This window comes from Prevotella corporis DSM 18810 = JCM 8529 (genome assembly GCF_000430525.1).
GTDB classification, from domain to species: domain Bacteria; phylum Bacteroidota; class Bacteroidia; order Bacteroidales; family Bacteroidaceae; genus Prevotella; species Prevotella corporis.
The window spans coordinates 1-21336 of the sequence record NZ_AUME01000028.1; the positions used below are offsets into that span (position 1 = coordinate 1).

Sequence of the window (21336 nt, forward strand, 5' to 3'; positions counted from 1 at the left end):
ACGTTCCTCACTTTCGCTGCGTATCACCCCTAAGAGAATGGGATAGAAGTTTCCGCTACGACTGCGCGGAATACGGAGCGAGAACTCAAAGCCGTGACTGTACCAACGGCGAGAACGGAAGCCATTGCATTGCTCATGGGCATTTTCGCTGACGAACAACTCTCGTTCATGATACATCAGGGAGTTCATGATTAATGACTGAAGGGTAACAAAACCCTCGCTGCTGCTTGTGTAATTCGAAAGAATTTCCGAAATTTGCGAATGTGTAAGTTTCATTTTTTTCTTTTTTATGGTTTACAAATACAAAGATAAGAAAAAAGGAGCTTACACACTTTTATAGGACAGTACCTCTTGACTTTACATTTTGGCCCCAAGAATGACTTTTTATCGTATGATAGAAAAGATATCCACTGATTAGCATAAACAATGGCATATGGAAGCTATATATAGCTATAAATAAAGGGTTTTCGAAAAAATCCCCATTATTGCACTCAAATGAACCATATTGGATGTTATGCCCGAAAACCACTAATATTATAGCAATTCCTTTGACAACATCCAAATATAGATTTCGAGATCTTGGTTGAGATATATTTGACTGACTATCTTTTTTCATGTTATCGTTATTTCCAACAATAGAATAAATCACTTTTTTGGACTTATCATATTTTTGACAATAGATTTTCAACCTGTTTCGAATTAGATTCCAAGAGTAATCTTACAGTAGTACTTAATAAATGCTTCACAGAGAGTTCAACTCTTGCAGTCTTTATAAGATCTTATTTTCTTTGGCATCCCAAACGACACGTTCTATATGATGTCCATTGTGAATACTGCGTAATATTTCGACACAATCATTTCGTTTTTTTAGTCTAAGTTCTTAAGGCTGATGTCCTAGCGAGAGTCAAGGAGAGCGTTGCTTACTTGTCAGGGTCTCGGGGGCGGAAACCAATGAACTTATTAGCCAAAAATTTAGAACTTTGGTCGGTGGCTTTAAGCAAATTTTGGTATAATAAGCTATGCCAATATATTATTTTGCTATTCTACGTGTGCAAAGATAGCGAATAAGTTTGGTGGAATCAAATGATTAATAAGGAAAAATTATTTGATTCGTATGCTTTAACCATCGTAAAGATGAGTGTAAAGTAAACTGTTTCGGGCAACTATAAAAAATAGTTTACCACAGTTTATTTTTATGGACAATAATAAATTCTAACAAGGAACACTATGCCTAACTTGTCAAAATAGGGAGAGTTTAACCCAGTCTGAGGTTACATTTTCAAAAGATGACCTATTGCAAAGTAAAAGGTGACGTATTGAGGAACAATAGGTCACCTTTCAGTTAATAATCTTAAAGCAGATTACTGAAGAAGTCAGGTATGTTATCTGAGGTCGATAATTTCCGCCTTATCAGTTTCTTTCGCATTGAAATGAAAAAGTTTATCGGGTTGCTTGCCGACTCGTATATTTGTGATATTGATAGTCACCCATTTACCATTTTGTAAGAATTTTATCTTTTGTGGCTGATAGCGTTTGTTGACGGTAATATAAATTTCTTGTAAACTGCGTGCAGGATGAATGGCCTTCAAATATATATTATAATTGGTACTGGCTTTCATAGAAATTTGATAGCCATTCTTATAGATGGTCATGAAACTATAAGGATTCATTGACATTCGCTGGGCTTCGTTTGGTGTGGATATATTAACCTCGTTGGTTTTCTTCATATATGTCCACTGCGTTTTTCCATCAAACCAGATTGTGGCCTGGGGAGTCAGGGCCTTAAATTTCTTGCCTTTTATAAAAATAGTACCTTTCGTGTTACCGTATTGTGAGCTGATAACAGAAAAGTTGGCAGATGCACCACCTGACTTTTCTAAAACTTTAGAAACTTTGTCAAGAACATTTTTTGCTTGATTTGAACTTTGTGCATAAAAATTTGTACACAATAACAATGCTAATGCCAAAAATGTAAATCTAATTGTTTTCATAACTTATTTATTAACTACGAAGGCGAGAAAGCATAACGTCTAAACTTGTTTCATCTGCAATTAATACTTCTCGTGGTTTTGACCCTTGTGCAGCACCAACAATACCCGCCTTCTCCATTTGATCCATTAGACGGCCAGCTCTATTATATCCAATGGAAAAGCGTCGTTGTATCATACTTGTTGAACCTTGCTGGTTCAGAACAATAGCCCTTGCCGCATCTTCAAAAAGCGGATCGATATTTTGTGTGTCCAAACTGTCACCGTTCACATTGCCGTCTTCGGATATCGGTTCTGGGATTTCCAAAGGCTGTGTCGGCCCAACTTGCTCTGCTATGAACTTGGATATATTCTCAACTTCGGGCGTATCAACAAATGCACACTGAACTCGGTTTGGTTCGCCACCATTCAGATAGAGCATATCGCCTCGGCCGACGAGTTGTTGCGCACCCGGACGGTCAAGAATGATTCTTGAATCCATCATCGCACCAACCCTGAAAGCTATTCTGCCTGGGAAGTTAGCCTTAATGTTACCTGTTATAATGGTTGTGGTAGGGCGCTGGGTTGCAATAATCATGTGTATTCCCACCGCACGTGCCAATTGTGCGATGCGGGTAATAGGCATTTCAATTTCTTTACCAGCCGTTAAAATCAAGTCACCAAATTCATCGATAATGACCACTATATAGGGCATAAAATCATGACCCTCATGCGGATTTAACTTCCGAGTGAGAAATTTCTTATTGTATTCCTTGATATTTCTTGCTCCCGCTGCTTTCAACAGATCATAGCGTTCGTCCATTAGTACACATAGACCTTTTAAAGTCTTGACAACCTTTTGGACGTCGGTAATAATGGGTTCTTCCATATTTTCTTCAACAGAAGCCATGAAGTGCTTAGCTATTGGAGCATAAATGCTAAATTCAACCTTCTTGGGATCGACAAGAACAATTTTTAATTCGTTAGGATGTTTTTTGTAGAGTAGGGAAGTGATAATGGCATTGAGCCCTACCGATTTGCCCTGTCCGGTCGCTCCAGCTACGAGTAAGTGTGGTATTTTAGCCAAATCAACCATAAACACATCGTTTGTGATAGTCTTTCCCAATGCGATTGGTAATTCCATACTTGAGTCCTGGAACTTTTTGGAATTAAGAATTGAATACATAGAGACGATGGACGGTTTCGCATTCGGCACTTCAATGCCTATCGTACCTTTCCCAGGCATAGGGGCGATGATGCGGATACCTATTGCTGCAAGGCTCAAAGCTATGTCATCTTCCAGATTCTTAATCTTTGAGATTCTCACTCCCTGCGCAGGGGTAATTTCATATAGAGTAATAGTTGGGCCGACAGTTGCACGAATACTTCGTATTTGCACACCAAAATCGTTTAATACCTTGATGATTCTATTCTTGTTCGCTTCAAGTTCTTCTTTATCGACAAAACTTATCTGTGCATCAGAGTCGTATTCTTTCAGCAAGCTCAGGTTAGGGTATTTCCATTTAAGGAAAGGCTCATGCGGATTAATGGGCGTTGATAGGTCCAAATGTCCAGCAACAGTTTTACCGCTTGCTTTTTCTTCATTCTTGGTTTCCTCTATTTCTAAACCGACTTCTTTAGTTTCAGATATCGGTTCGTAAATTTGGGATTTCAATTTGTCATTGTCGTCGCCCAGAATGACATCATCCGAAAGATCAACTGTCTGTGGCGTGGTCTCAACAAAATCATCGAGGCCTTCTTCTGATGGTTCTTCGTTTACAGACTCTTGGATGTCATTTGCATGGTTCACTATTGTAAACTTCACCTTATCCCGGATATATCCAACAGGATTTAATATTTTGCGAACGACCGTAATAGTCTCTGAAGTAAGAAAAGTAAGAAAAGCAAGCATCACAATGACAAGCAATGCTACCAATCCTGGTGCACCAATTATATTTTCTAAATACTGGACACAAAAAGCGCCGTGATCTCCACCAGGATTGAATACTTGTTCGCCCATTAGTGGGGTTAAAAACTTTGCAAATGCAACCGAACTCCATACCATGACCAAGGATGTGCCAAAGAACCATTTCCAAAGATTAGTCTTTTCATAGGCCTTAATCATCTTGACACTGCATACCACGATAAAAACAGGAATTAGGAAGGCAGGAATACCAAAGCATTTTGAAATCAAAAAGTAAGAGAGGATAGCACCGATAGACCCACAATAATTTTGAAATTCCTGAGCTTTATTTTCTATTTCTCCGGGGCGTAAGGCAGTAACAAGACTTTGATCGGCTTGCCCTGTCGAGAAATAGCTTATAAATGCAATGCAAATAAAGGTTGCAAGACATAAAAGTATAAGACCGAGTACAAAGCCTGTCTTGTCGTTGATGATATAATTAATGCCAATAGCTTCACTAAAAGTCGTGGATTTGCGCTCAGTTTTCTTTCTTGCCATTATACTATGTGTCTATTTTATTGCAAAAGTAGCAAATTTAAGCCGAAATCGAATATAATTCCATAACTTTTTTCTAATTTTGCAAGTGGAATAAGACTACATGACTACAATATTATATAATAAATTCGACAAAAAGAGTATTGCACTACTTCCAAGAGCAACGTTCCCAGGTAGAATCGTTGTTGTGGTAACTCAATCAGAGGCTAATAAGGCTGTTAATTTTCTTCTCTCAAAGAGAATCTTGGGCATAGATACGGAGACTCGTCCGGTTTTCAAGAAAGGGCAACGGCATAAAGTGGCTTTGCTACAAGTTAGTACTCATGACATCTGTTTCCTTTTCCGCTTAAACATTATCGGTATCCCACAATGTTTAATCAGACTATTGGAAGACACGAAGGTGCCTAAGATAGGCCTGTCTTTACATGATGACTTCCTGATGCTACATCAAAGGGCAGAATTTAGACAAGGTCTTTTCATTGATCTTCAAGATTGTGTAAAAGAATTTGGGATTGAAGATTTGAGTTTACAGAAATTATATGCTAACTTGTTTCACGAACGCATTACCAAACGAGAACAATTATCAAATTGGGAAAATCAAATCCTGACTGACAAACAAAAGTTATATGCAGCTACGGATGCTTGGGCATGTATAAAGATATATGAACAATTAATGGACTTACAAAAAACACATGATTTTGAAATGATTCATACTGACAACTCTATAATTGAAAACATTTAACTCGTGTGAAAGTCAAATAACAAATAGATTTTAATCATTGTCTATGTATAAAAAAATATATCTTAAAAAAGGAAAAGAAGAGAGCTTGCAAAGGTTTCACCCTTGGGTATTTTCTGGAGCAATAGCCAAGATTGAAAGTGGAGTAGAGGAAGGTGATATCGTACAAGTTTTTACTCATGAGAAAGAGTTTGTTGCTGTTGGGCATTACCAAATCGGCTCAATCGCAGTTCGTGTTCTTTCTTTTGATGATATAATTATTGATGAAAGTTTTTGGGAAAAACGCCTACAAGTAGCCCTGAATGTTCGTAAGGCCATAGGGGTAGTAGGTCACAATTCGTCCTCTGGATTTTTAAACACAACTTATAGATTGGTACATGGTGAGGGGGATAATCTCCCAGGGTTGGTTGTGGATGTATATGACAAAACGTGTGTTGTGCAGGCACATTCAGTAGGAATGCATGTTAATCGCTATGATGTATCCAAGGCAATAGTAAAAGTGTTTGGAGAACAGATAGATAGCATTTATTATAAAAGTGATACTACATTACCTTTCAACGCTTGTCTTGGACAAGAGAATGGCTTCTTGTACGGGAAAACAGATAATAATGTATCAATAGAAAATGGACTAAAGTTTAGAATTGACTGGCTCAAAGGTCAGAAAACAGGATTTTTCATCGATCAGCGTGAGAATAGAAGCTTATTGGAGACATATTCTAAGGGACGTTCAGTACTGAATATATTTTGCTACACTGGCGGATTTTCCGTTTACGCAATGAGGGGTGGGGCGAAGTTAGTCCATTCCGTAGATAGTTCGGCAAAAGCTGTGGAGCTTACAGATGAGAATGTATCGCTCAATTTCCCAGGAGATAATCGGCATTTAGCTTTTTGTGATGATGCTTTCAAGTATTTGGATGAGAATGAGGGTAAATATGATTTGATAATTCTTGACCCACCAGCTTTCGCTAAGCATCGTTCGGCATTACGTAATGGGTTGCGAGGCTATACGAGACTGAACGAAAAGGGGTTTGAAAAAATAAAAAGTGGCGGCATTATATTTACCTTTAGCTGCTCACAGGTAGTCTCGAAAGATCAGTTCCGTCAGGCTGTGTTTACCGCAGCTGCACATGCTGGCAGAAAGGTACGCATTTTGCATCAACTACACCAACCTGCTGATCATCCAATTAACATGTATCATCTTGAAGGAGAATATCTGAAAGGTTTAGTTCTGTATGTTGAATAAAGTCAGTAATTATATCGACCAGTTCCAATTATTGGATAAGAACAAACTCTATTTAGTAGCTTTATCTGGTGGGGCTGATAGTGTTGCACTTTTGCTGGCCCTTCATCAACTTGGGTATCGACTGGAAACTGTTCATTGTAACTTTAAATTACGTGGTTCAGAAAGTGACCGTGATGAAATCTTTTGTAATAATTTAGCTAATAGATTAAATATAAAACACCACATAATACATTTCGAAACAAATACTTATGCGAAATTACATAAAGTAAGTGTTGAAATGGCAGCGCGAGAATTGAGATACAAATATTTTGAGAGTCTAATGGGGGGAATAGGCGCTTCTGGTATTTGTATTGCGCATCACAAGGAAGATTCTGTCGAAACAATATTACTCAATCTCATTCGCGGAACAGGTTTAAAGGGATTGACAGGAATAAAACCTATAAATGGGAATCTCATTAGGCCGCTTTTGCCTTGTACAAGACAAGAAATTGAACGATTCTTGAAGAAGAATCATCAGAACTTTGTTATTGATGGTACAAACTATGATAATGTTTTCCATCGTAACAAGCTAAGAAACTCAATAATTCCAATCATCAAAGAAATCAATCCGTCATTTGATGATTCGCTTTTGAAGTTAGCTTCCATTGTTTCAGGTGCAAGCCTGATTGTTGAAAATTCAGTCACTGAATACATCACGAAGATAACACAATCTGAGTACTCTGACAAAGAAACTCTTATAGAGTGTATTAAGAGGGGCTCACTGTTTAGCAAAGTTTACTTCATAGATATCAATGCTGTGAAGGAATACTCATCTCCCAGCTATCTTTTGTATTTTATTTTATCTCCACTGGGATTTTCTTCACCCCTAATTGATCAAATTGCAGAATCTTTAGACTCTCAAACTGGTAAAACATGGAAATCACATACTCATGAATTACTTCTTGATAGAGGTAAATTAATACTGTCTCGCATTATACCTTCTATCGAAAAGGAAATGAAAATACCAGAAGAGGGGAGATATGTCTTCTCGTCAGAACTGACAATCGTTTTTAAAAAACTTATTAGAGACAATATTTTTGTGATACCCACTACAAGTGAGAAGATTGCAATAGATGCCAGAAGAGTACAATTTCCTTTACTTGTTCGGCCTATTCATGCGGGCGACAGGTTTATTCCTTTCGGCATGAAAGGCTCAAAGTTAGTGAGCGATTTCTTAACTGACATTAAAATGAATGTAATTGATAGACGCAAGCAACTCGTGCTTTGTGATGCTAGTGGGAATATTATATGGCTTGTCGGACAACGTCTTGACAACCGTTACCGAATAGACGAAACAACTGTAAATTTACTGTTAATACATATTGAACGGACTTTTGATTAAATTTTGCTACCTTTACACAAACTTTTCATGGGTTTAACTTAGAATTGCTATAATTCTTTTGTATAACTAAAATTGTGTTGTATCTTTGTAGTAAAGTATATCATCAACTGCCATTCAAATGTTCTCAAATAAAATAAACATAATCATAATAATTTTATTGAGTTTATTGAACTCATCAATACAGGCTAAGGATTGGACTGCCGCGGACTTGCCTATTGTCCATTTGAAAGATGCCCGAAGATATGTTTGTGACCCTGAGAACATTTTGACAAAGGCTATGCGCGACTCGGCAGACTTTTATATTTCGAAATTAAGAAGAGAAAGTGGCATCGAATCTGTCTATGTAGTTGTTTCTCACGTTGCTGATGGCGATGTATTCCGAATCGCACAGGACATAGGAAATAAATATGGTGTAGGCGATAAAAAGACCAATCGCGGCCTTGTAGTTGTAATTGCCATTGATGATAGAAGCTATTTCATCGCACCAGGAGAAGGACTTGAAGGAGATTTGACCGACTTGGAGTGCGACTTGATTGGTCGTGAGTGTATTGTGAAGAATATGCGTTTAGGGAATACTGACATGGCTGTGCTCTCAACGGCTAAGGCAATCTATTCCAAATTCAAGACCGGCAAGGTCAATTTGCAAGACACCCAAGAAGATGAATCATCAGATATCTGGGCTTTAATCGTGCTAATGATTGTAATCCTGTGGTTGTACTGGGCTTTTAAAGGACGAGGTAATGGCGGTGGCAACCATGGTAACGTAAATCACGGCAGAGGATTCGGACCCATTATCTGGGGTAATCCCGGTCATCTAAATGATAGTAACTTTGGTGGAGGATTCTCTGGAGGTAGTTTTGGCGGTGGCAGCTTCGGTGGCGGTGGTGCTGGCGGAGGCTGGTAAATCATTCAAGAATAAACATTTATAATTTATAAACAAGAGTAGATATGAAAAGTAAGTCATTATTAATTTTAATAGGAATTGTTGTGGTATTGGGGCTTTGGGCATTTTCTGGCTATAATGGTATGGTGGATAAAGAAGAGGTAGTGACAACGGCTTTGGGAAATGTTGAGGCAGCCTACCAACGCCGTGCAGACATGATGCCGGCACTTGCCAAAATTGTTAAAGCTTATGCTCAGCACGAAAGAGGAACCTTTGAAGCTGTCACAAAAGCTCGCAATGCTGCCACTCAGGTTCATCTGGATGCTGAAAATCTTACCCCTGAAAAGATGCAAGAATTTGAAAATGCACAAAATCAGCTATCTCAAGCATTCTCTCGGTTGATTGCAGTAGCTGAATCTTATCCAGAATTAAAGGCAAACGAAAACTTCTTATCCTTACAGAAACAAGAAGAGGGAACAGAAAACCGTATTAACGAAGCACGGAGAAAATATAACGAATCTGTGCAAGACTATAATCAGACTATTCGTCACTTTCCCAATACGATAATCGCCAATATCTTCGGCTTTGATAAAAAGACAAAATTCCAAGCGGCTGCTGGTGCGGAAAAAGCCCCTGATTTGGATATTTAATTCAATATCTCCCAAACAAAAATAATTAGCGTTGAGAGTTCCTGTCCCAATGCTAATTATTTTATATTGTAAATACTAAAATTTAGATAACCCCAACTTTGACAATAGTATCTTTTCAATACTATTCACAGTTGAAATTACTCAGATCCTTACGAGTAAAGATAACGTTTAATTGACTTTTTAGGTGTCTTCTCAAATTCTTCTTCTCTAATCTCAAGTTCTGCTATCTTGCAATAACTTGGGATAACAATATTAAGCTGTGTTCGGTTCTCTTCCATTATGTTGCGAATATCGCTCTCGTTCAACCCTAAGGTTTTAGCTTCCTCATAGTCAGGATATACCAAGCCAACAAGCTTGTCTCCTCGTTGAACAACTAAGCACTCGCTGACTAGTGGGAGAGAATTAAGTTTATCCTCAACTTCTTCGGGATAAATGTTTTGACCATTACTTCCCAAAATCATATTTTTAGAGCGTCCCTTAATAAATACATTTCCATCACTGTCAATTGTAGCCAAGTCTCCAGTATGGAACCATCCATCCTTATCTATTGTTTTATTCGTATCTTCGTCATTTTTGTAGTAACCAAGCAAAACATTTGGTCCCTTAGTTAAAATCTCACCTGGTACATTTTCTGGGTCAGCGCTGTCAATTCGGACTTGCTGATGCAGGACAGCCCGCCCACAAGATCCCTCTACAAATGTTTTCCAATCACTATAGCAGATAATCGGAGCACATTCCGTAGCACCGTATCCTACCGTAAATGGGAAATTAATATCCTTTAGGAATGCTTCGATTTCTTTATTCAAGGCAGCTCCACCTACTATTATTTGATAAAGATTTCCGCCAAAAGCCTCATAAACCTGATCCCGTATTTTTTCTTTCACCTTCTTATTAATCATCGGCATGTTAAGAAGCAGCTTCATGCGGTTGTTTTGTATCTGTGGAAAGACTTTCTTGCGTATTATCTTTTCAATAACCAATGGAACCGTTATCATGAGAATAGGCTTTACATCTGCCAATGCTTGAGCAATAATTGCCGGAGAGGGCATACGTGTAAGGAAGAAAATATGGATTCCAGACATGAACTCAAAGATAAATTCAAAAGCCATTCCATACATATGAGCCATAGGTAAGATACTAATTACATTATCACCAGGCTTAACCATTTTTCCTAACACATTATTTGCAAAGTCAAGATTGCTCCACATGGCACGATAGGGTATCATTACACCTTTTGACCGACCGGTCGTACCACTTGTATAGTTAATCAAGGCTAACTCATCGCCATTTGCCTCACGATAATAATGGATATGTTCTTGACGGAAATACTTAGGGTATCTTTTCCCAAAAATCTCATTGAGGTGTTCTCTTGCATAAGTAAGTTTTTCTGTCCTGCTAACAATCAACGATAAATCAGGGAGATAGATAATTCCTTCAAGCGAAGGCATTTTGGTTGCATCTATCTGTGTGGAAACAACATCGCCAACAAATAATATCTTCGAATCTGAATGATTAACAATATTATGAACTTGATCAGGAGTAAACTCATGTAAGATGGGTACGGCTACAGCCCCATAAGTAAGAATCGCTAAAAAAGAAACTGCCCACATAGAAGAATTTCGCCCACAAATAGCAATCTTATCTCTTTTTTGTACTCCACTTGCTTCAAACATGATATGAAGTTTCTCGATTTTACGAGCCACATCATGATATTGAAGTGTTTTTCCTTTATAATCAGTTAATGCATCAAGATCCCAATTGGTGATGATGCTCTTTTCGATAATCTCGTTAAAACTTGGAAACTGTTCCATCGCTCATTTTTTATAATTGTGTGCAAAGTTAGAAAATTCCTTGCACATTTCAAAAAATAATGTGCAGTAATTTAACCTAATATTGAGTTTTTTTTGATACGGAGAGTGATTCTTATTATATTTTAGCTGAACTTCTATGATTGGCTATTATCTCATGATAAGCTATAACAATGGATTTTTGATTCAGCAATATTAAAAATTGTAATATATGTGGGCAAAAGTAAGAATATTTTTTACCTTTGTAAGGTTATAACCTGGTACAGATATCTTTAAAAATTACATTAATAGATAATTCTATGATAATTGAACAAGATATGTCTGTGTCGTGAAGTTAACAGTTAAAAATATGAGAACAATTATTTTTTGGTCCGCAATCATGCTGACTTCAATAACCATGATGGGACAAGATTTCCACTATCCACAAGCACCTAAAGATTCTACTGTGGATGATTATTTTGGCATCAAAGTAAACGATCCTTTCCGACCACTTGAAAATGACCGAAGTGCAGAGACATCTGACTGGGTAGAGGCTGAGAACGCCATCACAAATTCTTATCTGGCTAAAATTCCATTCCGCAAAAAACTTTTGGACCGACTGACTGAAGTTGCAAACTATGAAAAAGTGGGAGTCCCATTCGAGAAACATGACAAATGGTATATTTTTCGCAATAACGGTTTACAGAACCAGAGTGTGTTATATCAAATGGATCGGCTAAATGGCGAGCAACGCGTTTTCTTAGACCCCAATAAGTTAAGCAATGATGGAACGGTGGCTTTACAAAGCACAACTTTCTCAAACAATGGGAAATACATGGCTTATGTAATTTCGCGTAGTGGCAGTGATTGGCAAGAGATTTATGTGAAGGATGTAGCAACCGGCTCTGTCTTGGACGATCATATTATGTGGGCAAAGTTTAGCGGAGCAGTTTGGTGTGGCGATGGTTTTTATTACAGCGCCTACGATGCACCTACCCAAGGAAAGGAGTTTAATGGAATAAACGAAGTACACAAGATATACTTTCACAAAATAGGAACTCCCCAGAGCGAGGATGTTCTTTTCTATCAGAATCCTTGTTATCCCCTTAGATTCTATAGCGTGAGTATCAATGAGGATGAAACTTTGATGTTCCTCTATGAGAGTGGTGGCGGATCAGGAACTAATCTCTACGTCAGAGATCTTCGTGTGCCTAATTCGCAATTCATTCAGATGACCTCCAATATGGACATGCAGTATTCCCCGATAGAAATAATTGGAGAGAAAATCTATATGTTCACCAACGATGGAGCGCCAATGAATCGACTGATGGTGACAGACTTGAAGCATCCGGCATTTAAAGATTGGAAGGTTGTTGTGCCAGAGTCGTCGGAAGTTCTCGAAGATGTCACGTTCGTGGATGACAAAATGATCCTTTCCTATAGTAAAGATGCTTCCAGTCACGCTTTTCTTTACACATTGGAAGGCAAACTGATCCGGGAAATAAAGCTGCCATCCTTGGGTAGAGCAAGATTTTATGGTAAGCGTCAGCACAAGGAATGTCTCTACAGTTTCTCATCCTTCACTGTCCCAGGAACAATTTACCAGTACGATGTAGCCACAAATTCAAGCTCTGTTTATGCAGCACCAAAAGTAAACTTCGATGCCAGCAAATTTATTACCAAGCAAGTCTTTTTTAGTAGTAGAGATGGTGCGAAGATACCAATGTTCTTGACTTACAAAAAAGACTTGAGACGAAACGGCAAAAACCCTGTATATCTTTATGGTTATGGAGGTTTCAATATCTCTTTGTATCCTAATTTCTCCTCCATGCGTATCCCATTCCTTGAAAATGGAGGTATTTATGCTCAGGTAAATCTTCGTGGCGGAAGTGAATATGGAGAAGAATGGCATTTGGCTGGTACAAAAATGAACAAACAGAATGTGTTTGACGATTTTATCTCTGCAGCTGAATGGCTTATTAAAAACAATTACAGCAACAAGAACAAACTTGCAATTGTTGGTGGCAGCAATGGCGGTTTACTTATCGGTGCATGTATGACCCAGCGTCCTGATTTGTATAAAGTCTGTATTCCGCAAGTGGGAGTTATGGACATGCTCCGCTACCACAAATTTACGATTGGTTGGAATTGGGCTCCAGACTATGGCACAAGTGAGGACAGTAAAGAAATGTTCGAATACCTAAAGGGTTATTCCCCGCTGCACAATATTAAACCGGGCACCATTTACCCTGCAACTCTTGTTACTACTGCTGACCATGACGACCGTGTCGTACCGGCGCACTCGTTCAAATTTGCGGCAACTTTACAAGAATGCCAAGGAGGAACTGCACCCGTACTAATTCGTATCGACAAAAAGGCTGGACATGGCGGGGGAAAGCCACTTAGCAAGCAGCTTGAAGAATATGCTGATATCTATGGATTTGTGATGTATCATTTAGGCATGAAAATCAAATAAGTATAATTATTTTGAAGCATTCACGGCTTGAACACTATCATTGCTGTGAATGTTCCAAGAATACACAATAGGTAAAGTGACTTTCAATCTTTGAAATCATTGGGGAAAATTATTAAGATACTAATGAATAACCTACCTAATCGTTTGTTTGATGAAAGAAAGAAATAAGAGTAGTAATGGGGGAATGTTGAGTGTGATTGCCGCTTTGGGTGCAAACATTCTTGTGGCAATATCTAAGTTTATTGGCTATGCAATTTCTGGTTCTATTGCAATGCTTAACGAATCCATTCACAGTGTCGTTGATTGTGCTAATCAAATATTACTTCTTATTGGCGACAGGCAATCAAAGAAAGGAAAATCTGCCATTCATCCTTTTGGACAAGCGAGGGCGAAGTATTTCTATAGCATCATCGTTGCCATGATGCTATTTTTCTGCGGAGGTGCACTTGGTATCATGGAAGCTTCTGAAAAGATTCTTCTTGCAGAACATTATGTAGAAAAATCATGGATTGTACTTGCTATCCTATTGATTGGTATTATCATAGAATCATTCAGTCTGCACATAGCTCTAAAGGAAATCAAGGTACTAAACAAGGAAAAACTACCGCTCTATAAATTCTTAAAAGAGAGTCGTCATAGCGAAATTTTAATTATTTTTGCCGAAGACAGTTGTGCGTTAATTGGCTTGTTGTTAGCCATTATCGGAACAATTCTAAGCTTCCTGACTAACAATGCTTTCTACGATGCTCTCTCTGGCTTGTTGATTGGTATATTATTATGTTCTTCGGCCTTATTGCTGGTAAGGGAGTTTTACAGCCTCTTGGTAGGGGAGAGCGTTTCAAACAAGGACTTGGCCCTGATAAAACTATCCTTTAGTAGACCTGAAGTAACTAAGTTAATCGATATCAAGACAATACACCTTAGCCCAGTCGATATTTTTCTTGCAGCAAAAATAGATGTAAATGCTGGTGATCAAGAGAAGATATCTCAGTTAATAAATGATATTGAAAGAAATATCAGAGCTGATTTTCCGGATTATACTGTATATATCTATATTGAAACAGATAAGTTTCAAAATGACTATCATAGGGATATTTAGAGAATTTATAACTAACTGTTTGTCAGTGTGATGTATTTTTCGTCATCTTGCATGGGGAATTAGCTGAAATTCCCCACATAAAAAACCTTCTTTGCAATGGCAAGCAACAGGTAATTGGAGATATCAATCAATATTAGCGAGAAGACTACATTCTAGCTCGCTCCGTAGAACAACTTGATATGCAGTTGCTTTATCCATTTGAAGAAGCATTCCTCCTGCCAGTGTTCTCGGTGGAGTTCTGCTATAGTCAGGTAGGAGTGAAAAATAAATAAGTAGATATATAATTCTCAATTGTTACAAAATTTAACTAATTTAATTTGTAATTTGTTCAAATTTCATTTACCTTTGTTGCATCATTTTGATAAATTAATAATTTAAAATACAAGTACATTATGAAGAAATACGAATGTGAGACATGTGGATATGTCTATGATCCAGCAGTAGGTGATCCTGATGGTGGCATTGCCCCTGGTACAGCTTTTGAAGATATTCCTGATGATTGGGTATGCCCATTGTGTGGAGTAGGCAAGGACGATTTCATTGTAGTGGAAGATTAATTGCTATTCAATATGAAATGCGAAGAGGATATGACAACTGTCATATCCTTTTTTATAGTTTGCTTTTGAATATTGTTTATTGGTAAAGGCTTAATTTAGAATATTAAAAAAGGACTTAGAATAATTCTAAGTCCTTGGTGATTCCGGAGGGATTCAAACCCGCAACCTCTTGATCCGTAGTCAAGTGCTCTATTCAGTTGAGCTACGGAACCATTTTAAATGGTGCAGTCAATACTTGATTTCTTGATTGCGTGTGCAAAGGTACTGCTTTTAGCTGAATCCACCAAATTTTTAACCTTGTTTTTTTACTATTTCTGATTCTCGTCATGCAAAACTGGTAAAGTTATATGGTAACAAACTGCTACAAAGCGTATTATGCAGATAAGTAAAAAAGTCGCTATCACCGTCAATGTTATACTGCAATTGAGATTAAACATTCCCCAATAAAGCAATCCTCCGGCAACGCTTGCTATGGCATATATTTCTTTATGAAAAATCACCGGGACGTTGTTTAGCAAAACATCTCGGATGATTCCTCCAGCAACTCCAGTAATGCACCCCATGACAATAGCTAACCAAAAAGGATACCCCATGGTTAACGTTTTTTGCAGGCCAGCAATAGTGAAGAATGCCAAGCCTAGGGTGTCGAACACGAACCATGCGTTGTCCAATCGCTTCATCATCTTCCTTGATATGATAGCTAAGACCAATGCTAATGCTGTGAAGAGCAGATATCGTATATCAGTAGTCCAGAACGGGGAAACACCAAGCATCACATCGCGGATTGTACCACCCCCGATCGCTACGGTAAAGCCGCATACATATCCTCCGAACCAATCAAAATGCTTTGCTGCTGCATGTCTGATTCCTGATATAGCGAAGGCAAATGTACCCAAAGTCTCAATAATCACCTGTAATGTATGTACAAGTTGCGGGTCGTTATATGTCATTAAACTTGATTGAAGCTGAAATTATTGGTTTACTACGTTTTGAGGCGTTCCAGCAAGGAATGCCTTGATATTTTCTTCTGCAATTTTCATCAGTCGCATTCTAGCCTCAACTGTTGCCCAGGCTATATGTGGGGTGATAAATGCATTAGGTTGCTTGATTAAGGGATTGTCTTTATGCGGTGGCTCGTCAGTCATCACGTCAGCGCAATATGCTTTTAATTGCTCGCTTTCAAGAGCTTCGGTAACAGCTTGCTCGTCAATTAGTCCCCCTCGGCCCGTATTGATAAGAATAGTTCCTTTGTGCATTTGCCCTAACGCCTCTGCGTTGATCATTTTTGCGTTTTCTTGGTTGAGTGGGCAATGGAGCGTGATAACGTCTGCCGTGCTATACAATCCTTCTAATGTCGTTTTGCGAATCCATTCGGGCAAATCGCTGCTGTTCTTGCTAGTATAAGCCGATATGTCCATTCCCAAGGTATGTCCAATGCAAGCTACTTTGTAACCAATATTTCCAAGCCCGATGATACCCAAAGTCTTGCCAGCCAATTCAATTAAGGGCTTGTCCCAATAACAGAATAAGTCCTTACTGCTCCAAATTCCCTTTCGGGTTTCTGTGGAGTAATAATCAACGTGTGTTGCTATGTTGAGCAAATGAGCAAACACAAATTGAGCTACGCTATCGGTGCTGTAGGCAGGGATATTGGTTACGACAATGCCTTTTTCTTTGGCTGCAGCTATGTCGATATTGTTAAACCCAGTTGCAAGTTCGCCGATGTATTTTAATTTTGGCAATTGGCTGATAATATCTTTGTTCAATTCAATTTTATTGACAAGGAGAATTTCAGCATCTTTTGCTCTTTCAATAATTTGTTCTTGGGAAGTGTTGTTATATACAACCAAGTCACCAAGTTGCTCGAATGCCTCCCAAGATAAATCACCAGGATTAGCAGCATATCCATCTAAATCAACTATCTTCATTTTCATTATTTTTATTGTTATTTGCAAATCGATTTCCCCAACATTGTATCATCCATTGATAATGTTTTTCCTCCTGAGGAGAATGCTGTGGAAACCAAAAACGTTTATTTTCAAGCGAATCGGGTAAATATTGTTGCTCCGTAAAATGTCCGGGATAATCGTGAGGATACTTGTAGCCATCATTGTACCCTAAGGAGGACATCAACTCTGTTGGAGCGTTGCGGATAGGGAGTGGCACAGGTAAATTGCCAGTTTTTTTTACTTCATCTAACGCTGCGTCAATGCCAAGATAGGCAGAGTTGCTTTTTGGTGAGACGGCTAAATACACCGTGGCTTCCGCCAGTGGGATTCTGCCTTCTGGCCAGCCGACTTTCATTACTGCATCGAATGCAGAATTTGCAAGAAGGAGAGCATTGGGATTTGCAAGTCCTATATCTTCCGCAGCACTGATGATTAGTCTTCTTGCTATGAATTGTGGATCTTCTCCACCTTCAATCATACGGGCCATCCAATATAATGCGGCATCGGGATCACTACCTCTGATGGATTTTATGAAGGCAGAGATGATGTCATAATGCATTTCCCCGTTTTTATCATAAGCTAAAGGAGATTGTAGAAGACATTTTACGACCTCCTCGTCTGTGACTATAATATCATTGCCATCTGTCGATTCAACAATCAGCTCCAATATGTTCAAAAGTTTTCTGGCATCGCCACCGCTATACCTTAACAAGGCACCTGTCTCTGCTAAACTGATATTCTTCTTTCTGAGACAAGTATCATGCTCTATCGTATGTTTCAGCAAACTCAAAAGGTCTTCTTTGTTCAGACTATTCAGTACATAGACCTGACATCTTGAAAGTAGAGGTCTGATAATCTCAAATGAAGGGTTCTCTGTAGTTGCGCCAATAAGGGTGATTACTCCTTTTTCTACTGCGCCCAACAGGGTGTCTTGTTGTGATTTTGAGAACCGATGAATCTCGTCAATGAACAAGATTGGTGAGGCAGAGTTGAAAAAACGTCCGTTTTTTGCACGTTCGATAACATCACGAACATCTCTCACACCACAGGTTACAGCCGATAGGGTATAAAACGGAACCTCAAGTTTGTTAGCAATAATTTGTGCCAAAGTTGTTTTTCCTACTCCTGGGGGGCCCCATAATATAAATGAAGATATGCGCCCAGAGTCAATCATCTTGCGTAAAACAGCACCCTTGCCAACCAAATGTTTCTGGCCGAAATAATCATCAAGCGTGTGAGGTCTCATTCTTTCTGCTAAAGGCGACATATCCTAATACATTATTTATATTGCAAAGATAATAAAACTATTTAATATTGGCTAACAGAATATTTGTTTTTTATTGCCACTGCTTTTTTTTATTGAAATGTTTGGAAGTTACCCGTTTTGTATTTAATTTTGCATCGTTTTAAAAATGTTATTTGAGGAATAAACAGAATAAGATTAATATATGAAGCGACAGGGAAAGACACTCTCATTGAAGACTTTGACCAAGAGTAATGTTTGGGATATCCAGGAAAATGATGTTTTCAGATTGTGGGCGCAGGCTGAACGTGATGCCGACCTGAAAGATAATGAACGTCACTTTCTGGAGGTCATCAAAAGTGCTTTTACAGTAGAGGAAATCAAAGTTGACAAGGCTGAAGTCATTAGAAAATATGAAGAAAGAGGCTGCAAGGTAGGGCAGGTTCGTTTAGATGAAAATACTACAGTTAAATGGGCTATTAAGAAAAAGAACATTATCAGAATTAATGATTTAAGCAAAGATAACATACACCATATCTCCGCAAGGAAGCTTATTGAGGTGCTTGAGCGGAATTTTGGAGGTGGTTGGGAAAGTTTACCACAATCCGTTCAAGATATTATCCAGAGTGCTTTCGAAATTTCGACAACGACTTTGCCAACTGAGCGTTTGAAGAAGGCGGGAGGACTTTATGAAAAGAAGTTGAATGACGGATTTGAAGTGCTGGAACTTACCAAAGGTTCATGGACTGAAGCTATCTTCGTAAAAGAGCTCTCGAAATTAGATGAAGAAACCTTAGGTGATTTTGATGATGATGCAGATATTATGAAGATAAATTCCAAGTTGTTGGACAATAGTGATTTGGATGACGATTTACCAGATGAAGATTCATTGTTGGATGATGATACGTTCGATGAAGACAAGCTGACCGAGGAAAGTTATCATACTACTTTTGATGCTAACTCTGAGGAATTGGATATAGAGGATGAGGATGTGTCTGATGATGATTTCTAATGCTTTAAGTTTTACGTCAGAAATAGAATTAAACCCCAAAAGTTTGTTGCAAGCTTTTGGGGTTTAATGTAAGACATAACCAGTTCTATTCTCTGTTTTTATCTCATTAGAATGGTTTCATAAATTTCTTTTTATTTTGAATATATACACCTCTTGGTAGGCCTTTCCTTCTATCTCCTACAAATTTTCCGTCCGTTGTATAGATTTTGTTATCGTTTTCTTTTCCCTTTAGAGATGGTGTCACGGCATTTCCAATATTGGTTGGCTTTACATTCTTTTTTAAATAATTAAAAGAAATACTGCCGTTAGTGTCCTCTTGGATGTTGTATATTGGTTTTTTGAGTATGCCATAATTCATGGTCACGCTTATCAGAGAGTCAACATTGCTTGTTCCGGGGAAAGGATCGCCGGCATGTTGAGCCTTATATTGTTGGGGGTTGTAGTTTTTGTTGTAAGATGTCACTAAAAGTCCATCGGCTGGAACAATTGTCATACCTGGTTTTCCAGGGGTGTCATTTACATGATCACTCATGTTCACTTTGTCTTTTTCGTAGTTAATGCGATAGACAAGCATTCCGTGTCCAATTTTATTGTACAATGCTTGATACCATCCAGAATTAGGAAGGTTGTGTAGCATAAGATATTCCCTCGAATCATTACTGAGTACTTTGGTAGCTTCATTGGCTTGCAGTGTGACTTTAACAGAGTCATCAGTAAGAGTTTTCACGCTTGACCACCCCATGACCTCCTTCTCCCACGGGGTATATGGGGTAGGTGTGTACCCCGCATCTGTATATTCTCCTCCATCCATCAAATCCCAATACTCCATAGCCTGATTGTCGATTTGGGCAGATTGATTATATGAGTAGAAGTCAGGTAGTCCCATTGTATGTGAGAACTCATGACAGAAAAGCCCGATACCATTGATAGCCTTTATATGATCTCCACTTGAATTTACAAGGTTTCTTGTATAATTGAGCTCGTTGCTGACCCCATATCTTCTGATTGACACCCCGTCAAGTGTGAGTCCCGTGCCAATCCATGATGATTTCGGCCATATATCAATCGACTGATTACCAACCGATTGAGAATATCCAGCAAAAATAATATATACTAAGTCAACGATGTCGTCTCCATTGTTGTCGTAGTCTTTGAAATTAACACTATCATCGACTGCTTTGCAAGCCTCTTTTATCATTTCTTTGATATTGACATCTTTGATGTTCCCACTGTCAGAACCATAATAACTGAGTGGCTTGGATAGTTTGATGGGACCCACGACATCGAATGAGGGGGTAAACTTACCACCGCTCATGTCTTTGAAATATTGACGCACGCTTCCATAGTTGCGATCTTCGTAAGTGTCGTATCTTTCCAATTTACCCTCTTTGTTCAGATATTGGTTGAAACTTTTCTTGGGATTTGACATGTAGAATGGGGAATCGGAAAACTCAACTAATATCGTGAGGACTTTGGGACTACCCATGTGCGGGAAGTAGGGTGGATTTGTACTTCCTATTTCTAAAGTCCTTCTGGCTTTCAGTTTATTATTGACTGTTTTGAAGAATAGTTTTTTATTCTGATGATTAATTAGTCTCTTCTCTGCCCTTGTCCGTCGATTTGAATTGTGTGCCAGTTGAAGTGTGGACTCCAATTCACCAGCTTTGCTCACTTGGGCAATGCAGTATCCCTTCGCCGTCTCCAACACCAGTGCGCCGTCAAGGGTCGTTATCCAGCTGAAATGCTCATCTCCGTATAATTGTAGAGTGAGTGTCGTCCCATCAGGTTGCAGTACTTCAAAAGGGGTGGTAATTGCTTTGCTCGCTCTCGTAACAAAGGCGACGAGCAGAAGACATAGTGTAAGTATAACTCTTCTCATATTGTTGGTTTTT

18 protein-coding genes and 1 tRNA gene are annotated in these 21336 nt (G+C 38.6%); 9 read left to right on the forward strand and 10 right to left on the reverse strand.

Features of this window, described 5'->3' with window-relative positions; genetic code table 11:
* The 4 genes from H515_RS0106215 to H515_RS0106225 form a co-directional block, all read right to left on the reverse strand.
* On the reverse strand, positions 1-276 hold a 276-nt coding region (locus tag H515_RS0106215; protein ID WP_028901724.1), incomplete at its 3' end, for a transposase.
* Between the two features lie 58 nt (positions 277-334).
* On the reverse strand, positions 335-616 hold the full coding sequence (locus tag H515_RS13975; protein ID WP_081410127.1) for an acyltransferase family protein: 282 nt from the start codon (positions 614-616) through the stop codon (positions 335-337).
* Positions 617-1382: 766 nt separating this feature from the next.
* Complete coding sequence (locus H515_RS0106220; protein WP_025876709.1) at positions 1383-1991, reverse strand: outer membrane lipoprotein periplasmic chaperone LolA1; 609 nt, start codon at positions 1989-1991, stop codon at positions 1383-1385.
* 10 nt (positions 1992-2001) lie between these two features.
* The gene (locus tag H515_RS0106225; protein ID WP_028901725.1) at positions 2002-4428 is read right to left on the reverse strand and encodes an FtsK/SpoIIIE family DNA translocase; all 2427 of its coding nucleotides are present in this window, start codon (positions 4426-4428) and stop codon (positions 2002-2004) included.
* 100 nt (positions 4429-4528) lie between these two features.
* On the opposite strand from H515_RS0106225, the gene H515_RS0106230 reads away from it, so the two are divergent.
* The 5 genes from H515_RS0106230 to H515_RS0106250 all read left to right on the forward strand — a co-directional run bounded on the left by H515_RS0106230 (position 4529) and on the right by H515_RS0106250 (position 9321).
* A complete protein-coding gene (locus tag H515_RS0106230) occupies positions 4529-5167 on the forward strand; it encodes a 3'-5' exonuclease (protein WP_025876707.1) in 639 nt (212 codons plus the stop codon).
* 43 nt (positions 5168-5210) lie between these two features.
* Positions 5211-6407, forward strand: a complete 1197-nt coding sequence (locus tag H515_RS0106235) for a class I SAM-dependent rRNA methyltransferase (RefSeq protein ID WP_025876705.1) — start codon at positions 5211-5213, stop codon at positions 6405-6407.
* The gene (gene tilS, locus H515_RS0106240) at positions 6397-7788 is read left to right on the forward strand and encodes a tRNA lysidine(34) synthetase TilS (RefSeq protein WP_025876703.1); all 1392 of its coding nucleotides are present in this window, start codon (positions 6397-6399) and stop codon (positions 7786-7788) included. Before H515_RS0106235 ends, tilS begins: the two co-directional genes overlap by 11 nt.
* Positions 7789-7945: 157 nt before the next feature.
* A complete protein-coding gene (locus H515_RS0106245) occupies positions 7946-8692 on the forward strand; it encodes a TPM domain-containing protein (RefSeq protein WP_036890847.1) in 747 nt (248 codons plus the stop codon).
* Between the two features lie 44 nt (positions 8693-8736).
* Positions 8737-9321 (forward strand): LemA family protein, encoded by a 585-nt coding sequence (locus H515_RS0106250; protein ID WP_025876699.1) that lies wholly within the window; start codon positions 8737-8739, stop codon positions 9319-9321.
* A 149-nt stretch (positions 9322-9470) separates the two neighbouring features.
* Here H515_RS0106250 and H515_RS0106255 read toward each other — a convergent pair whose 3' ends face one another.
* Complete coding sequence (locus H515_RS0106255; protein WP_025876697.1) at positions 9471-11132, reverse strand: AMP-binding protein; 1662 nt, start codon at positions 11130-11132, stop codon at positions 9471-9473.
* A gap of 346 nt (positions 11133-11478) precedes the next feature.
* Here H515_RS0106255 and H515_RS0106260 point away from each other — a divergent pair, with 346 nt between their 5' ends.
* From H515_RS0106260 to rd, 3 genes are all read left to right on the forward strand, one after another.
* The gene (locus H515_RS0106260) at positions 11479-13584 is read left to right on the forward strand and encodes a prolyl oligopeptidase family serine peptidase (RefSeq protein WP_025876695.1); all 2106 of its coding nucleotides are present in this window, start codon (positions 11479-11481) and stop codon (positions 13582-13584) included.
* Between the two features lie 151 nt (positions 13585-13735).
* On the forward strand, positions 13736-14683 hold the full coding sequence (locus H515_RS0106265; protein ID WP_025876693.1) for a cation diffusion facilitator family transporter: 948 nt from the start codon (positions 13736-13738) through the stop codon (positions 14681-14683).
* A gap of 392 nt (positions 14684-15075) precedes the next feature.
* Positions 15076-15240: a rubredoxin gene (gene rd, locus H515_RS13980; RefSeq protein ID WP_081410128.1), complete on the forward strand. Its 165-nt coding sequence runs from the start codon at positions 15076-15078 to the stop codon at positions 15238-15240.
* Positions 15241-15375: 135 nt separating this feature from the next.
* Here rd and H515_RS0106275 read toward each other — a convergent pair.
* The 4 genes from H515_RS0106275 to H515_RS0106290 form a co-directional block, all read right to left on the reverse strand.
* Positions 15376-15452, reverse strand: a tRNA-Arg gene (locus tag H515_RS0106275).
* A 96-nt stretch (positions 15453-15548) separates the two neighbouring features.
* On the reverse strand, positions 15549-16190 hold the full coding sequence (locus H515_RS0106280; protein WP_025876691.1) for a trimeric intracellular cation channel family protein: 642 nt from the start codon (positions 16188-16190) through the stop codon (positions 15549-15551).
* A gap of 21 nt (positions 16191-16211) precedes the next feature.
* Entirely contained in the window at positions 16212-17168 is a 957-nt protein-coding gene (locus H515_RS0106285; RefSeq protein ID WP_025876689.1) for a D-2-hydroxyacid dehydrogenase, read from the reverse strand.
* Positions 17155-18456 carry a replication-associated recombination protein A gene (locus H515_RS0106290; protein WP_028901728.1) on the reverse strand — a complete coding sequence of 434 codons (1302 nt, stop codon included), beginning with the start codon at positions 18454-18456 and terminating at the stop codon, positions 17155-17157. The genes H515_RS0106285 and H515_RS0106290 overlap by 14 nt, the downstream gene beginning before the upstream one ends.
* A 181-nt stretch (positions 18457-18637) precedes the next feature.
* Here H515_RS0106290 and H515_RS0106295 point away from each other — a divergent pair, with 181 nt between their 5' ends.
* A complete protein-coding gene (locus tag H515_RS0106295; protein WP_028901729.1) occupies positions 18638-19444 on the forward strand; it encodes a hypothetical protein in 807 nt (268 codons plus the stop codon).
* Between the two features lie 106 nt (positions 19445-19550).
* On the opposite strand, the gene H515_RS0106300 is transcribed toward H515_RS0106295, so the two are convergent.
* Complete coding sequence (locus H515_RS0106300) at positions 19551-21323, reverse strand: M6 family metalloprotease domain-containing protein (RefSeq protein ID WP_025876687.1); 1773 nt, start codon at positions 21321-21323, stop codon at positions 19551-19553.
* Between the last annotated feature and the right edge of the window lie 13 nt (positions 21324-21336).